This is a genomic window from Nannocystis sp. RBIL2 (assembly GCF_026626745.1).
GTDB lineage: Bacteria > Myxococcota_A > Polyangia > Nannocystales > Nannocystaceae > Nannocystis.
Window position 1 is genome coordinate 3,921,528 of the sequence record NZ_JAPNJW010000001.1, and the last position, 14,896, is coordinate 3,936,423.

Sequence of the window (14,896 nt, forward strand, 5' to 3'; positions counted from 1 at the left end):
TCGAATCGTACGTCGATGACCCCGAGGCGCAACCGCGTTATGTGGAGAGCCTCACGATTTATCATAGCAGTCACAGAATATCGACATTCGCGGCGTCGGACGCCGAAGACGGCGCCGCCGGGGGCGTCATTCCGACGCCCCCGGCTGGCTCCGTCCGCAGCGCCCCTGCGGCCGCGACGATCCGCCCCGAAACGCGGGGTTTGACCCCCGCTCCGCCACACGCCCGGGAGGACCCCGAGACCCCCGACCTGTCCGTACTCCCCAGAACGTCAGGTCGCACCGGCCTCGAGGCCGCCCGCGACGGGCCCTCGTCCGCGTGCAGGACGCGGACCCGTCACGTGCGCGCGGCGGCTCCGGGACGATTAACCGGCCTCGATGCCGACGCCGATGCACGCGAGAACATCCACGAACACCACCTCGCCGCCGCCACCGCCGTCGTCGTCATCATCGTGGTCGTCGGTGTCGTCGTAGTCGTCGTCATCATCGTAATCATCGTGATCGTCGTGATCGTCGTGATCGTCGTGATCGTCGTCGTCCTTGCAGTCCTCCTCGTACTCCGGATGTCCGGGGTTGCCGGCGTTCTTGCAATGGCCGAGCCCCAGGCCCGGGTGCCCGCGCTCGCAGAACGCGGCGCCCCCGACCTCGCACTGGCTGCGGCACACGGCCACGCTGTCGGTCTGGCAGGCCGCCAGCTCGCGCGGGGTGGCCCGATCGCCCACCTCCGCCAGGCACGCCGGGCCGACCGCGTCGAACGTACACGCGGCCAGGCACGCCGGCCCCTTCCGCACCTCGCAATCGCGGTGCTCCTCCTCGCCGATCTGCACCGCCACGCACAGATGGAGGTCGATCTCGATCGGCTCGTCGCCGTCGTCGCAATCATCGCCCCAACAGAAACCGACCTCGGGGGCCGCGCTCGTCAGCGGCCGCGCCGCCGTCGCGAACGGCAGCGCGAACGGCAACGCGAACGCAAAACTAGTGGCTAGCATCAGGGTAAAACGAAGCATCTCTCGCAGGTCCTCCGGTCGCCGGCCATCCGCCGGGACGCACGGTCCGAATATTTCGTCGACCCTCCGCGGCCGCCACGAAACGGTGTGGAGAGGCGCAAGCGAGAGGCGAAGCGCGCGCGCCACAGAAGCCCGCGAAGCCCCCAAAATTCGTCGAAGAACAGCGTTATCAGGCGGCGCGGCGCGCTCCGGACGGCGGCTCGGCCGCCGGTGCGGGTCTCCACAATCGAGCCCCCGCCGCTCGCGGTGCCGCCAATCGCCTACATGGGCGTCGATGCCGGTAATCCCGCGAGTCTATACAATCGGCGGCCGAACCGCCGCGGCTAACTCCGCAGAATCGTTGCCGCGTAGCGCGAGGCGAGGCGAGTCGTCGCCGCCGCCCGCGCACCGCAGCGCTTCGTCTCGCCGCTCGCGCTATTTGTCGAGCGAGACGGAGCCGACGTCGAACACCTCGCCCGGCCTCATGTCGACCCCGAGGTCCGAGCCCATCGTGACCCGCCACTTGCCCTCGGACTTGAGGGCGATGCCGTAGGCGCCGAGCGGCACCGCGGCGAACGTCCACTCGCCCTTGTCGTCGGTCTTGCCGGTGAACTTGACCGAGCTGTCGGCGCACGGCGACTTCGTGAACAGCATGCTCGGGCTCGGGCACAGCTCGACCTCGACCCCGGGCACCGGCTGACCGCCGCGCAGCAGCTTGCCCTTGAGCCCGCCCGTCTGCACCGGTCCGGTCGCGGGCAGCTCGGCCGGACCCGCGCCGGCGACGGCCACGCCGACCACCTCGCCCGACAGCTCCTGCACCGCCCCCGACCGCCACTCGACCTTCGCGTCGCCCGGCCCGAGGATGGCCACCCCGATCTCGCCACCCACCCACACGCGACCGCCGGCGTCGACCGCCAGCGCCCGCACGCCCTCGGACATGTAGTCCTTCTTCCGCCACACCTTCGTGCGCGTCGGCGTCGACAGCACGAGGTCGAACAGGTTGCGCGCGGCGATCGTGCCACCTGCCCCGAGAGCCAGGTCGCTGTACGACGGAATGCTGCCACCGCCGAGCTTGACCGCCGCCGCGTCGGCCGGCCCCGGCCCGAGCCTGATCAGCGTCGCCGAGGCCAACGCGTAGACCGTGCCGTCGGCCGCCCGCTCGACGCCCTCCATGAACAGCGGGTCCTTGATCTTGCTCAGGTCGAGGGTGCTCCACGCGCCCTCGTCCTTGACGTGGATCCGGTTCGACGACGCGACCCACAGCTTGCCGTCGCGGTCGACCGCGAGGCCGTCGATGGTGTCGTCGCCGGCCCCGATCGCCGCCTTCTCCTCGCGCGTCCACTCCTTGCCGTCCCAGTGCGACACGCCGCCGAAGCCGGCCACCCACAGGTCGTCGTCGGCGATCACGAAGAAGTCGTCGATCGTGCCGGTCTCCCGGAAGTCACCGCGCACGACCTCCTTGAAGCCGGCGGCGTCGAGCCTCGGCAGCTTGTAGATCGTCTCGAACCCGAGCACCCACAGCGCCCCGTCGGCGGCGACGTGGAGGTTTTTGATCAGCTTGTCGGGCCCGTCCGCGAGCGGCGTGAACTTGCCCTGATCGAGCCGCACGATCCCCTTCTTGTCGACGGCGAAGAACGCGGGCCCGGGCACCTGCGGCGCCGCCGGCTGCGGCGGGACCGGCTCGGCCGGCGCCGCGACCTCGGTCGCGCCCGCGACGTCCTGCTTCGCGTCCGCCTTCGCCTCGCCCTTCGCCTCGACCCTGGCAGGCGGGCTCGCGGGCGGCGGCGGCGGCGTGGGCGTGGCCTCCTGCGCCTCCGACCGGGCCACGATCGGCGGGCTCGTCGTCTCGCCGCAGGCGAGCGCGAACGACCCGAACAACAGCGCGAGAGATCGGGGGGCTTGCTGCATCGCGCGCGAGCCTGCCACGCCCGAACCCGCCGCGACAGACTCCGTCCGGCGACGCGGCCCATGGGTCCCGTCTCGCGCCGCACCGGCCGCACCTGCGCCGTGGGCGCTGGCCTCGAGCCGCGCGCCCGGGGTGTCTGGCATCGATGTCGCGGTCCTCGTGCCCCGGGCCCAAAATCATCGCAGTCCGCGGCGGTGCGATTGTTGCAACTTCGCGGCGCAGCCCATGAAGCACCTGACCGCGCTCCGCTCCACCTCCCTGTTGGCCCTCACCCTGGCCGCCCTCGCCCCTGCCTGTGGCCCCGAGGAGTCCCTCGAGGTGGTAGTCGCCTCGACGCGCTCCCCGTGTGTCGGCCTGGCCGAGATGCTCTGCCAGCGCCATGCCGAGGACGGCGGCGAGTTCGAGACGAACTACCACGGCTTCGAGGGCTTCACCCACCGCTGGGGCGTCGAGACGCGCCTGCGCTATCACGTCGAGCCCGTCGAGGAGCCCGACGCCGACGGCTCGGATCAGCGCTGGATCGCCGACGAGATCGTCAGCGAGGCGCAAGACCCCGTCGGGACCCAGTACACCCTCGTCTTCTCCGACATCGCGGCGGGCAGCGCCTGGTTCGTCGCCTCCGACGAGGGCCTGCGCATGCTCGACACCGAGGTGGCCTGCGCTCCCGAGGCCTGCGCCGACGTCCTGGACCGCGTCGCCGCCGGCACCTCTTTCTCAGCCACCTTCGAGCTCACCGCCGACGAGGCCGTGCCGTTGCGCCTGCTCGCGCTGGAAGACCGATGAGCGCGCCGGGACATATCCCTTCGGGCATGTCCCCAGAGTCATCTCTGCTCACTTGCGCAGCACGTGCGAGTCGTAGAGCGCCGGGCTGTCGGTCTGCAGCCCCTCGAACCACTGGAAGAACTTCGGCAGCGTCGCCTTCTGGTCGGGCGTCAGGTAGTCGAAGTTCGAGCCGCGGTCGTTGACCTCCCAGAACTCGGGCGTGTCGAGGTTGGCCAGCTCGACCCACATCGAGCGCAGGCGGCGGGGGTCTTCCATGCGCATGTCGTCGGCGATCCGGCGCGCCAGCGAGGTCGCGCCGTACACCAGGTAGTGGGTGGCCAGCTTGATCTGGGCCTTCCGCACCCCGCGCAGCGCCTTGGCCTTGTCGGACGACTCGGTCGCGTCGTCGACGGCGAGGAAGATCCGCAGCAGGTCGTCGTGGCACTCGCTGCTGAGCTGGAACGCCCGCTCGCACAGCGTGCCGATGTCGTGGGCGATCACCTCGGCCACGAACGCCATGTTGCGCTGGAACGCGACCCCCGAGTAGTAGCGCATGCGGTGCGCGATCTCGATGGCGCGGTCGGCCAGCGTCTTGTCGCGGTCGATCACCGTCGGCTTCGAGCGCTTGCCGATCTCGAGCACCGTCTCGCCGAGCTGGCGGTACTGGTGGAGGATGTTGTACGCGGTGCGGATGTCCGACGCGTTGAGGGTCGCGCGCAGGTACGTGTTGAAGAACTTGATCGTCAGGTCGAGCGCGCGCAGGTCGTTGTAGACCGACGCGGCCTCGCCGAGGCGGCGGGTGTTGATGGCGAGCAGGTAGCAGATGTCCTTGATCTGGCTCTGCCCCTCGGTGAACAGCATCTGGTACTGGCGCAGCACCTTCCACTCGAGCCAGGTCCGGCGGTGGCGCAGGTCGGTGATCGCCTCCGGCGACAGCGACACGAAGTCGGGGCTCTGGCGGTCCGGGATCTTGAACCACTCGAGCACCATGCCGTTCTTCATCTCGCCGTACTCGACGCAGAACTCGCGCAGCGCGTCGATCGTCGCCGAGACGATGTTCTTGTCCTTCTGCTGCAGCGCGTTGAGGCCGATGTTGGTCAGGTGCTCGACCGCCTCGACCGCGGAGCGCTGGCGCTGCTCGATGCTGATCGACTGGCGGCCGAGCTTGGTGGTGCAGGCGTCGAGGCCGTTGGTCTTGATGCGGCCGATGATCTTGTTCGGGTCGAGGAAGTCGAACACGTACGCGAAGTACGGGAACAGCAGCAGCAGGCTGGTCGTCATCAGCAGCATGGAGAACATCACGTCCCAGCGCGGGCCGGCGTAGTCGGCCCCGTCGAGCGAGAAGTTCACCCACACCACGAACAACGTCGACACCACGAAGAACCCGAGCACCAGCATGTTGGTGCGGGCGCGGAAGAACAGCACCGTGATGTGCGGCGTGAACCGGGTCGCCGCCAGCTGCACGATGATGCTCGAGACGGTCAGCGCCAGGCCGAGGACCGCGGCCATCACCTCGCCGAGGCCGCCGACGGTGTTCTGCGCCTTCTCGAGGTCCTGGTGGATCAGGCGGTCGACCAGGCTCAGCTCGTCGGTGCCGGTGTACGACAGCACGTTGAGCCAGAACGACAGCAGGTAGAAGACCACGACCACCGCGCCGATCATCAGCAGCGGCACCGACCATGTCTTGAGGGCCAGGCGGTACTGGCCGCGGGCCTGCTGCCGGCGCCGCAGCTCCGCCTCGCGCGACTGGCCGTCGAGCGGCAGCCGGCGGAGGATCATCGACCGGCTGGCGTGCATCGTGTCGTCGAGCTTCTCCTCGCGCGTGACCGCGTTCGGCGACACGCCCGGCTCGTGCCGCTGCGGCGGCTGCGGCCCCTGCGCTGCCTTCGGCTCGTCGTCCACGGGCGCCACGGTAGCAGAGGTCGAGCCTGCGGGGTTAGAGTGCCCCGGCCATGCTGCTCGCCATCGACGTGGGCAATTCCAACACATCCATCGGGGTGTTCGCGGGGGGCGAGCTGCGATGCGAGCTGCGCCTCGCCACCCAGCGCAACTGGACCCGCGACGAGCTGGCGGTCGCCGTCGAGCGCGTGCTTGCGCTCGTCGGCGTGCGCTTCGCCGACCTCCGCGACGCCGTGGTCGCCAGCGTGGTCCCTCCGGTCGTCGGGCCGCTCCTGCGAGCCCTCTCGCACTACGCGGGGCTCGCCGCGCTGGTCGTCGAGCCGGGCCTGCCGACCGGCATGCCGATCCTCTACGACCCGCCGCACGAGGTCGGCGCCGACCGGATCGTCGCCGCCGTGGCCGCCCACAGCCGCTACGGCGCGCGTAGCACCGCGGGCGCTTCCGAGCCGGCGCGCGGCGTCCTCGTCGTCGACTTCGGCACCGCCACGACCTTCGACGTCGTCACGCCCACGCCCGAGTACCTCGGCGGGGTCATCGCCCCCGGGATCGGCATCAGCGCCGACGCCCTGTTCGCCCGCGCCGCCAAGCTCCCGCGCGTCGACATCGCCCGCCCCGCCCGCGTCGTCGGCACCAACACGATCATGGCCGTGCAGTCCGGACTTTTGTACGGCTACGTCGGCCTGGTCGAGGGCGTGATCCGACGGATCCGCGACGAGCTCGATCACCCCGTCACGGTCGTCGCCACCGGCGGCTTCGCCCCCGACGTCGCCCGCGAGACCGACATCATCGACGTCGTCGACGACGCCCTCGTGCTCGAGGGCCTGCGCCTGATCCACGCCCTCCACCGCCCGGCCGCCGACTGACGCAAACACCCGCGCAGGCGGTGCGCCACGCCCGGCGCCCGCCCCGCAGGCCCGCCCTGCCCGCATGTGGTACGGTTCGAGCCGTGGAGGCCGCGCGCAAGCTCAAGACCTACGAGGATCTGCTCGAGCTCCCCGAGGACGTGCACGCGGAGCTCCACGCCGGCGAGATCGTCGCGCAACCGGGAAGCCTGCCCAAGCACGGCCGCGTGCAGCGCAGCGTGGGGCGATTCATCGGTGGACCTTACGACGACGACACCGACGGTCCCGACGGCTGGTGGATCTTGCCCGAGGTCGACGTCCGCTTCTCGCGCCACGACGTCACCCGCCCCGACGTCGCCGGGTGGCGACGCGCGCGGCTGCCCTCCCCCGAAGACGTGCGCCCGATCGACGTCGTGCCCGACTGGATCTGCGAAATCCTCTCTCCCTCCAACGCCCGCCACGACCGGGTGGTCAAGGCCCGCCTCTACGCGCAGCACGGTGTTCCCTTCTACTGGCTGATCGACCCGGCCGAGCGGACCCTCGAGGCGTATGTCCTCAAGGACAGCCAGTGGCTGATCGCCGGCACCTGGGACGACACCGAGGTCGCCCGCGTCCCGCCGTTCGAGGGGGTCGAGCTACCGATCGGGAAACTGTTCTTCCCGCGGCCGCCCACCTGACCTTTCCGCCATGTTGCACCCGCCGCTCAGCGACGCCCGGCTCGGCGCCCGCCTGCACAAGCTCGTCGGCCCCGACGCCGGCCCGGCGCAGCGCGAGCTGGCGGCCCGCGCCCTGATCCCCGCGCCCGGCAGCGACACCTGGCTGACGCTCTATCAACTGTGGGCGCTCGGTCACCCGCCGCACGCCGACCTCGCCGGGCGCACCGCCGCCGAGCTCCCGGGCCCCACGATCTTCGCCGCCCTCGCCGACCCGCTGCTGCCCGCGCCCGCGCTCGACTTCATGGCCCGGCGGCGGCTCGGACACGCCGACGAGCTCGCGGTGCTCGTGCGCCACCCGCAGGTCCACGCCGACACCCTCGCGCTCGTCGCCCGCTGCGGCCCGCCGCGCGCCTGCGAGGCGATCGCTCTGGCCCACCCGCGCCTGCTCGCCGCGCCGGCGATCCTCGCGGCGCTCGCCCGCAACCCGCGCTGCCCGAGCGCCGCCCTCCACGCGGCCGTCGAGCTCGGCGCCCGCGAGCGCGTGCCCGGCCTGCGCGGCCTGCTGCGATCATTGCTCTCGGGACATGTCCCTCACGACAGGTCCGACGACCACGCCGCGCGCCAGCTCGCCGCCCTGCGCTCGCGCGCCGGCGAAGACCTCGCGTCCGCGCCTTCGCTGCCGCCCGACCCGCCCGACGACGACGACCTGCCGGCCCCGCGCGAGCAAGCGCCCGCGCCAGTCCTGGCCGCGCCCGCGCGCATCGTCCCGCCCTACGCCGCCGGCGTCGCTCGCGTCCTCGACCCGGCCACCCCGCTGCCGCTGGCGATGAGCCTGCTGTGGCGCCTGCGTCGCGCCGACCTGCGCCGCGTCGCCGACGCCCGCCGCCTCCCGCGACCGCTCGTGGCCGCCGCCCGCCGGAGGCTCGGCCAGCCATGAACTTCTCCTTCGCGCCCGCGACGAATCATCACACCGCGCCGGCCCCTGCGCTCGTCGCCGGCCTTCGCTCCGCGCCCACCGCGAATCATCACTCGCGCTCCGCTCCCGCCCTCGCCGACCTTCGCTCCACCCGCCGCGAACAACTCGCGCTCGGCCCCTGCCCCCGTCGCCGACCTTCGCTCCGCGCCCGCCGCGAATCATCACTCGCGCTCGTCCCCTGCCCTCGTCGCCGACCTCCGCTCCGCGCCCGCCGCGAATCGTCCCTCGCTCGCCCGCTCATGAATCACCGCACTCGTCCCGCCCCGAGGTTCGCCCGCTCATGACCCGTCTCCGCACCGCGCTCGCGCGCTGGGGCGGCGCGCTGCTCCGCCCGCGCGCCACCGTCGCTTCGTTGGCCCCCGAGGACGGCCCGCGCGACGGCCTCCTCTTCATCCTCCTGTTCGCCGCCGGCGCGCACCTGCTGGCGCTCGGCGACGCCGCGGCCGACTTCGCCGCCATGGCCGGGCTTGCGGCCCTTCCCACCCTGCTGGCGGGCTTCACCGTCCTGATCCCGTGGCTCGTCACCACCCTCGCCGTCGAGGCGATCCTCGGCCCGCTGCGGGCCCACCGGGCTGCCCTGTGCATGTTGCCGATGCTGCTCGTGGTCGTCGCGGCGCGCCTCGCCGCCGGCCTCGGCCACCCGCTACCTGTCCCCAAGTACAGCATCGAGATCGCCGGGGCTGTGCTCGCCGCCGGCCTGGCGCTGTGGATCCGCCCAACAGTCTGCCTGTCCCGAGAGACAGCCAAGCCCGCGCCGCCGGCCGGCCGCGCCGCGCTCGTGGTCGGCGCCCTCGTCGTGCTGTTGCCGCTGGCCAGCGCCGGCCGCGACGCCGCCGATCTGGCCGCGCACTGGCAGACCCTCGCGCCCGTGGCCGTCGGCGAGGCCGTGCCCGAGTTCCACGCCGAGGACCTCGACGGCGGCGACTTCACCACCGCCGACCTGCGCGGCGGGGCCCGGCTGCTGGTCTTCTTCACCAGCTGGTGCGGCGTGTGCAGCGACGAGATGAGCAAGTACGTCGCGGTCCACCACGAGCTCGCCGAGCGCGGCTTCGCGGTCGTCGGCGTCAATTGCGACCGCGAGGGCGACCAGCGGGCGATCGCCGCCCGCTACCGCGACGACAAGCAGCTGCCCTTCCGCATCGTCCTCGACCGCGGCGCGATCTCCCGCGCCTTCCGCCTGTCCGTGTATCCGCACCTGGTGCTGGTCGACGCCCACGGGCGGATCCGCTGGGTCCACCAGGGTCGGGCCCTGGACAGCACCTTGCGCGCAGCGATCACTGCGGCCACCAGCCCCGATCCATGACCACCTCCGCCCGCGCCCGTCTCGTCCCCTTGCTGCTCGCGTTCGCCTGCGCCCCGGCCGCCGGCGAGGACGACGGCCTCGATCGCCACCCCGCGCTCGGAGCTTGCCTCGAGGACATGTCCGAAGCGCCATCCGACCCGTTCGCCGACTGCGTCGACGAGTTCGTGGCGATGGGCGGCGGCTGGGGCGAGGAGTCGTTCCCTGACATCGTCCTCGGCCCGCCCGAGGCCGGCGAGAACGGCAACGCCGGCCTCGACGTGCTGTCGCTCGGCTGCGGCGGCCAGATCACCCTCCACTTCGCCGGCGACGGCGTCGTCGACGGGCCCGGCCCCGACCTGCTCGTGTTCGAGAACCCGTTCACCGTCGGCGACGGCACCTTCGCCGAGCCGGCGCGCGTGCTCGTCAGCGACGACGGCGTCGACTGGCGCGCTTTCGCCTGCGACCCGGCCGGCGACGATCTCCTGCGCGGCTGCGCCGGCGTCGCGCTGGTCCGCGCCAACACCGGCAACGGCCTCGACCCCACCGACCCCGCCGAGGCCGGCGGCGACGCCTTCGACCTGGCCGAGGTCGGTCTCGCGCGGGCCCGCTACGTCCGCCTCATCGACGTCGGCGACGAGTACGATCCGTCCGGCCAATGGTGCAGCGGTCGCAGCGGCGGCTTCGACCTCGACGCCCTGGCCGCCGTCCACGCGCCATGAGCTTCCACCTCTACAACCGTCACGCCCAGGCCCATGTCGGCAAGCGCTTCCCCGGCGCCACCGTGCTCGACCTGACCTCGCGCGGGCCTGACCCTTGGGTCAGGTTTAGCCCCTTCTATCCGCACGGCGGCATCCCGGTGCCCTTCACCCCCGGGCGCACCGCCGCCTCGGTCGAGGGCGTGTGGCAGGCGCTCAAGGTGTTCGCCACCCAGGACATCGACCCGAGCAAGCTCGACGTCACGACGATGAAGGGCCTGAAGCGCACTGTGCAGCGCCTGGGCGCCTGCCTCGGCCACCGCGACGGCCTCGAAGGGGCGCGCCTGCTGACCTACGCCGAGGCCCGCCGGCAGATCTACCTGCCCACGTACCGCCACGTCCTGGACCACCACCTCGGGGCCGAGCTCGCCGAGCTGCGCCGCCTCGGCGCCGCGGGCCAGGTCGTCCTCCTCGACTACGAGACCAACCCCGACCCCGACGACCTCAGCCGCCCCCTCTCGCACGTCGGCCTGGTCATCCACCTGCTCGAAGGGACATGGCCCGGAGAGCATGTCTCTTCCGCCTGAAAATCTCTTTAGAAATCGCATCTGTTCGGGCACGCTCCGATCTCATGCGGTCGGCGCTCGCTGCCACCTGCACGGCTCACATGTCCTTCGGGACACCTCGCCGGCCCTCACCCTCTGTCGTCGCCGCTCGCGGCCGACCACCGCGCGGCCGCATGTCTCTCAGAACACCTCGACGGCTCGCGCTCCAGGCGGTCTCGTCTCAGTGATTGACGCCCATTAATCGGCCGCGCCGCCCTGACCGAGCACGCGCGTGAGGCTGAGATCGATCTGGCTGCGGACCAGCCGCAGCACGCTGTCCGACTCCGACTCCGACAGCCTCAGCGACTGCACCAGCAGCGCGCGCGTCCGCTGGGCCAGATCCTCGCGCACGCGCACCAGCCGGCGCGCGGCAGTGGCCCGGTGGACCCGCTGCAGCCCGGCGATCTGGTCGATGCTGAGGCCGTCGAGCAGGTGCTGGCGCAGGAGGTTCCGCGCCTGCTCGTCGAGCTCGGCCAGCGCCGCGTGGAACGAGCGGCGGAACGCCTCGCCGTAGGTCGCCTTGAGGTGAGCCAGCTCGACGTCGCCGCCGACCCCATCGTCGACCAGCTCGAGGTCGTCGGCCGGAGTGTGACGCGCGTCGCGCCCGGCCAGGCGCCGCGCTTCGCGAGCGACCGCGACGTACAGCCACCCGGCCAGGTCGCCGCGCCCTGAGTACGTGGCGAGTCGCAGCGTCCCGCTCGCGTCGGCCACCAGCAAGCTGCCGGCGATCCGCTGCCGCGCGTCGGCCACCACCTCGGCCGCCAGGCCCGCGCGTGCCAGCCGCTCGGCCACCGGCGACAGATACGCCGCGTCGAAGTGCTGCAGCGCCCGCGCGTCGCCGGCCAGGCAGGCCGCGACCAGGCACAGCTCGTCGGCCTTCAGCCGCGCCAGCGCGGCCAGCGGATCGGCCTCCGCCGCGACCTTCTCGCCCAAGAACCGTCCGACCTGCTCGTCGGCCAGCGCGACCCCGGAGAAGCGCCGCCGCGCCGCCGCTACGATGGCCGCCAGCGCGGAGGACACTGCGACACGATCGACGACCTCGGCCGGGCTCGAGAGACGCGAGAGGAACGAGGCCGTGAGGACGTCGGACAAGCGCGTGCAGTTTGTCACGGAAATCAAGACACCGGCAGCCGCGACTCGCCGACGCCCGCCGCCTCTCCCCGGTGACGCCGCCCTCTCACCGCGGCGCCGGAGGATCCGTCATGAAGCCCACGAACACCCCGCCCCCGAAATCCCAGCCGCCGCGGACCGACCGCCCCCTCGTCATCCGCACCGGCGTGCGCGCCGGCCCCTACGAATTTTTATAAGCGGACCGCGCGAGCCCGCGCGCCGCTCCTCGCCATTCGCTCGTGATGTGACATGTCCTTCGAGACATGTCACACCTCCGCGTCCTTCACGGATGATATGTCCTTTCGGACATATCATCCCGCGCGTCCGCCAATTCCGCCGCGCTCACCCGAACCAACCCACGTTTCTAAACTCTAAAAAACCCGCCCCGCGAGCCAGTGCGACGCCGCTGCCCGCCAGCTCGGCGCCGCCTCGGCGCTCGTCTCGAACGTCTGCACCGCCGCGCGCCCCAGCTCGAGCGCCCGCGGCAGCTCGCGCTGCGCGGCCCACAGCGCGCGCGCCAGGGCGAAGTGCAGGTGCGCGCGATCGAGGTCGCCCGGGGCCGCCTGCCCCTGCGCCACCTCGGCTGCCTCGAGCGTCGTCAACGCCTGCGTCAGCGCCCCGCGACCCAGCTGCGCCTCGCCCAGGCCTGCCAGCGCCGCTCCTCGCAGCGCCCTGCGTCCGGCCGCGTCGACCTCGGCGATCGCCAGCGCCCGCGCGAAGCTCTGCTCTGCCGCAGAAGATTCTCCGCGCGTCAGCTCGGTCCGGCCGACGCGCGCCCACGTCTCGCCGACCTCGACGTGATCGCGACCGTACGCCGACTCGTAAGTCGCCAGCGCCCGCCGGAATAGCTGCCCCGCGGCCGCGTGGTCGTCGAGCGTCTCGTCCAGCGAACCCAAGTTAAAAATCACGTCTGCCGCGTACGTGCTGCCGGCTCCGTGCAGCCGCTCGTGGATCGCCAGCGCCCGCACGTACGCCGCGTGCGCCGTCGCGTGCGAGCCGCGGCGCGCGTGCACATTCGCCAGGTCGATCAGCAGCGCCGCCACCTCCCCGTCGTGCTCGCCGAAGCCGCGGCCGTAGATCGACAGGGCCTGGTGGATCCGCGCGATCGCGGCCGCCTCATCGCCCGCCGCCAGCTCGAGCTGCGCGTGAGCCCCGTCGATCGCAGCGCGCCGCACGTCGCCAGGCCCCGCCTCGAGACGCGCCCACCACATCTCCAGCTGCCGCGCCCACAACCGACCCCCGGCGACGTCGCCGCGCTTCACCGCCGCCACGTCGACCAGCCCGCGCGCCGCCTCGGCCGCCAGCTCGTCCGCCCCGGCGGCCCCGGCGAAGTGCAGCGCGTCGAGCAGTCGAGCCTCCGCCGTGGCGAAATCACTGCGGTGCAGCGCCACGTCGGCCGCCGCGATCGCCACCAGCGCGCGCAGCTGCGGCCGCTCTTGCGCCGCTACCTCTGCGGCGCTCACCGCCGCCGCCGCCGCATCGAGCCGACCGGCCACCAGCAGCAGGCGCACCCCCAGCACCGCGCGCCGGATCTCCGCCACCTCCGCCTGCCCCGTCGACGTCTCGCGCAGCTGCCCCGGCTCGCGACACGCCGCCGCCGGTCGCATCGCCACCACCGCGCCGCCGAGGCGGCCCAGCGTCACGCGCGTGCCGAGCACCTCGAGCATCGCCGCCAGGCCCGCCAGTTGCTCGTCCAGACAACCGCGCACTCGCGCGTGGACCTCGGCGTCCATCGTCTCGTCGACCCTCGCCAGAGTGCAGGCCTCGCGCCGCAACCTCGACCATCCCGCTGCGTACGCGTCGATTCTCCGCACAGTCGCCGCCGCGCTGGCCTGCGTCAGCGCATCCCCATTCACCGCGATCTCCCGCGTCAGCGCCTCGCGGCGAGCCGGGCTCCACACCGCCGCGATCTCGCCCGCCGCCGCGGCGCAGGCCTCGGTCGCCTGCTCCCGCGCCACCGCGCGCCAGCCGAACGCGAACGCCAGCACCACCGTCGCCGCCAGCACCAATCCCCGCCGCAGCTGGCGTCGCCACGGATCGTCGCGCAGCGCCGCCAGCAGCTCCGCCATCGTAGCGAAGCGCCGCGCCGGCTCGCGCGCCAGCCCGCGACGCAGCGCCCGGTGGACGAACGCCGGCACGCGAGTCCCTGCACGTGGCGGCCGGACTTGCTCGTGGAGCACCGCCTCCGCCAACACTGCCAGGCTCGACGTCGGGAACGGATGCTCGGCGTACAGGGCCTCCCACAGCGCCACGCAGAACGCGAACGCGTCGCTGCGGGCATCGACGGTCTCGCCCAGCCACTGCTCGGGCGCCATGTAGCGCGGCGTCCCCGGCGTCGCTCCCGCTCGCGTCAACGTCCGGGCCAGCGTCGTCTCGCCCACGCTCCCGTGGGCCGCGACCGCGCCATCCTCCGTCTCTCCGCGCGCCAGCCCGAAGTCGACCACCCGCGGTCGTCCGTCGCGTCCGACGAGCACGTTGTCGGGCTTGAAGTCGCGATGGACCAGCCCCACCGCGTGCGCCGCCGCCAGCCCTTCGCCCGCCGCCGCGAACATCGCCACGATCTCGCGCCACCCGCGAGGCCGCGCCGCCAGCCAAGCCACCAGCGACGCGCCGTCGACGAGCTCCATCGCCAACCACACGTGCTCGTCGTGCACCCCGGCGTCGTGGATCGCCGCCACGTTGGGGTGGGCCAGCAGCGCCATCGCCTGCGCCTCTCGCAGCATCCGCGCGCGCGCCAGCGGATCGGCGGCGATGTGCGGCGCGATCGACTTGAGCGCGACGCGACGTCCGAGCTGCGGATCGTACGCGGCATAGACCACGCCCATGCCGCCCGCGCCGAGGCGCTCCAGCACCACGTAGCGGCCGATCCGCCCCGTCCCGATCGGCTCGTCCGCGGGCCCCGGCGGCTCCGTCTCCGCGAGCCCCGTCGCCCCGTGCGTCTGCCATCCGCGCACGAATTCGGCGACCAGCTCGCGACACTCGCCGCAGCGATCGATGTGGACCTCGACCCGCCGCCGCTCCACCGCGGACACCTCGCCGCTGCAGTACGCCAGGACCTCGTCCTCGCTGAGACAGCTCGGGTCCGGCGTCGGGTCGGTGCGGGTGAAGTCCTCCATGCCGATCGCCGCGGACGAGCTCGCCGATGGTCCTCGCGGGCCCGCGGCGCGGTCAAGCCCGCGG

At 72.6% G+C, this 14,896-nt stretch carries 12 protein-coding genes; 7 read left to right on the forward strand and 5 right to left on the reverse strand.

The window, feature by feature from the left end; all coding sequences use genetic code 11:
* Positions 1-362: 362 nt before the first annotated feature.
* The gene (locus tag OV090_RS15360) at positions 363-1,004 is read right to left on the reverse strand and encodes a hypothetical protein (RefSeq protein ID WP_267704392.1); all 642 of its coding nucleotides are present in this window, start codon (positions 1,002-1,004) and stop codon (positions 363-365) included.
* Between the two features lie 414 nt (positions 1,005-1,418).
* Complete coding sequence (locus tag OV090_RS15365) at positions 1,419-2,891, reverse strand: hypothetical protein (RefSeq protein WP_267704393.1); 1,473 nt, start codon at positions 2,889-2,891, stop codon at positions 1,419-1,421.
* 223 nt (positions 2,892-3,114) lie between these two features.
* Between OV090_RS15365 and OV090_RS15370 the strand changes: the two genes are divergently transcribed.
* Positions 3,115-3,672 carry a DUF4377 domain-containing protein gene (locus OV090_RS15370; protein WP_267704394.1) on the forward strand — a complete coding sequence of 186 codons (558 nt, stop codon included), beginning with the start codon at positions 3,115-3,117 and terminating at the stop codon, positions 3,670-3,672.
* A 48-nt stretch (positions 3,673-3,720) separates the two neighbouring features.
* Here the strand turns inward: OV090_RS15370 and OV090_RS15375 are convergent, their stop codons facing one another.
* Positions 3,721-5,553, reverse strand: coding sequence for a DUF2254 family protein (locus OV090_RS15375; protein ID WP_267704395.1), 1,833 nt, complete (start codon positions 5,551-5,553; stop codon positions 3,721-3,723).
* Between the two features lie 50 nt (positions 5,554-5,603).
* Between OV090_RS15375 and OV090_RS15380 the strand changes: the two genes are divergently transcribed.
* The 6 genes from OV090_RS15380 to OV090_RS15405 all read left to right on the forward strand — a co-directional run bounded on the left by OV090_RS15380 (position 5,604) and on the right by OV090_RS15405 (position 10,588).
* Complete coding sequence (locus OV090_RS15380; RefSeq protein ID WP_267704396.1) at positions 5,604-6,413, forward strand: type III pantothenate kinase; 810 nt, start codon at positions 5,604-5,606, stop codon at positions 6,411-6,413.
* Positions 6,414-6,496: 83 nt separating this feature from the next.
* Positions 6,497-7,069 (forward strand): Uma2 family endonuclease, encoded by a 573-nt coding sequence (locus OV090_RS15385; RefSeq protein ID WP_267704397.1) that lies wholly within the window; start codon positions 6,497-6,499, stop codon positions 7,067-7,069.
* 10 nt (positions 7,070-7,079) lie between these two features.
* Positions 7,080-7,985 carry a hypothetical protein gene (locus tag OV090_RS15390; protein ID WP_267704398.1) on the forward strand — a complete coding sequence of 302 codons (906 nt, stop codon included), beginning with the start codon at positions 7,080-7,082 and terminating at the stop codon, positions 7,983-7,985.
* A 319-nt stretch (positions 7,986-8,304) separates the two neighbouring features.
* Positions 8,305-9,327, forward strand: a complete 1,023-nt coding sequence (locus OV090_RS15395) for a TlpA disulfide reductase family protein (protein ID WP_267704399.1) — start codon at positions 8,305-8,307, stop codon at positions 9,325-9,327.
* On the forward strand, positions 9,324-10,025 hold the full coding sequence (locus OV090_RS15400; protein ID WP_267704400.1) for a cell surface protein: 702 nt from the start codon (positions 9,324-9,326) through the stop codon (positions 10,023-10,025). Before OV090_RS15395 ends, OV090_RS15400 begins: the two co-directional genes overlap by 4 nt.
* Positions 10,022-10,588 carry a hypothetical protein gene (locus OV090_RS15405; protein ID WP_267704401.1) on the forward strand — a complete coding sequence of 189 codons (567 nt, stop codon included), beginning with the start codon at positions 10,022-10,024 and terminating at the stop codon, positions 10,586-10,588. Before OV090_RS15400 ends, OV090_RS15405 begins: the two co-directional genes overlap by 4 nt.
* A 216-nt stretch (positions 10,589-10,804) precedes the next feature.
* On the opposite strand, the gene OV090_RS15410 is transcribed toward OV090_RS15405, so the two are convergent.
* The gene (locus OV090_RS15410; RefSeq protein ID WP_267704402.1) at positions 10,805-11,698 is read right to left on the reverse strand and encodes a sigma factor-like helix-turn-helix DNA-binding protein; all 894 of its coding nucleotides are present in this window, start codon (positions 11,696-11,698) and stop codon (positions 10,805-10,807) included.
* Between the two features lie 389 nt (positions 11,699-12,087).
* Positions 12,088-14,832 (reverse strand): protein kinase, encoded by a 2,745-nt coding sequence (locus tag OV090_RS15415; RefSeq protein ID WP_267704403.1) that lies wholly within the window; start codon positions 14,830-14,832, stop codon positions 12,088-12,090.
* Positions 14,833-14,896: the final 64 nt, after the last annotated feature.

Coding starts and splice junctions, on each gene's coding strand:
- OV090_RS15360 (WP_267704392.1), bottom strand. CDS start 1,004: ATGCTTCGTTTTACCCTGATGCTAGCCACTAGTTTTGCGTTCGCGTTG.
- OV090_RS15365 (WP_267704393.1), bottom strand. CDS start 2,891: ATGCAGCAAGCCCCCCGATCTCTCGCGCTGTTGTTCGGGTCGTTCGCG.
- OV090_RS15370 (WP_267704394.1), top strand. CDS start 3,115: ATGAAGCACCTGACCGCGCTCCGCTCCACCTCCCTGTTGGCCCTCACC.
- OV090_RS15380 (WP_267704396.1), top strand. CDS start 5,604: ATGCTGCTCGCCATCGACGTGGGCAATTCCAACACATCCATCGGGGTG.
- OV090_RS15390 (WP_267704398.1), top strand. CDS start 7,080: ATGTTGCACCCGCCGCTCAGCGACGCCCGGCTCGGCGCCCGCCTGCAC.
- OV090_RS15395 (WP_267704399.1), top strand. CDS start 8,305: ATGACCCGTCTCCGCACCGCGCTCGCGCGCTGGGGCGGCGCGCTGCTC.
- OV090_RS15400 (WP_267704400.1), top strand. CDS start 9,324: ATGACCACCTCCGCCCGCGCCCGTCTCGTCCCCTTGCTGCTCGCGTTC.
- OV090_RS15405 (WP_267704401.1), top strand. CDS start 10,022: ATGAGCTTCCACCTCTACAACCGTCACGCCCAGGCCCATGTCGGCAAG.
- OV090_RS15415 (WP_267704403.1), bottom strand. CDS start 14,832: ATGGAGGACTTCACCCGCACCGACCCGACGCCGGACCCGAGCTGTCTC.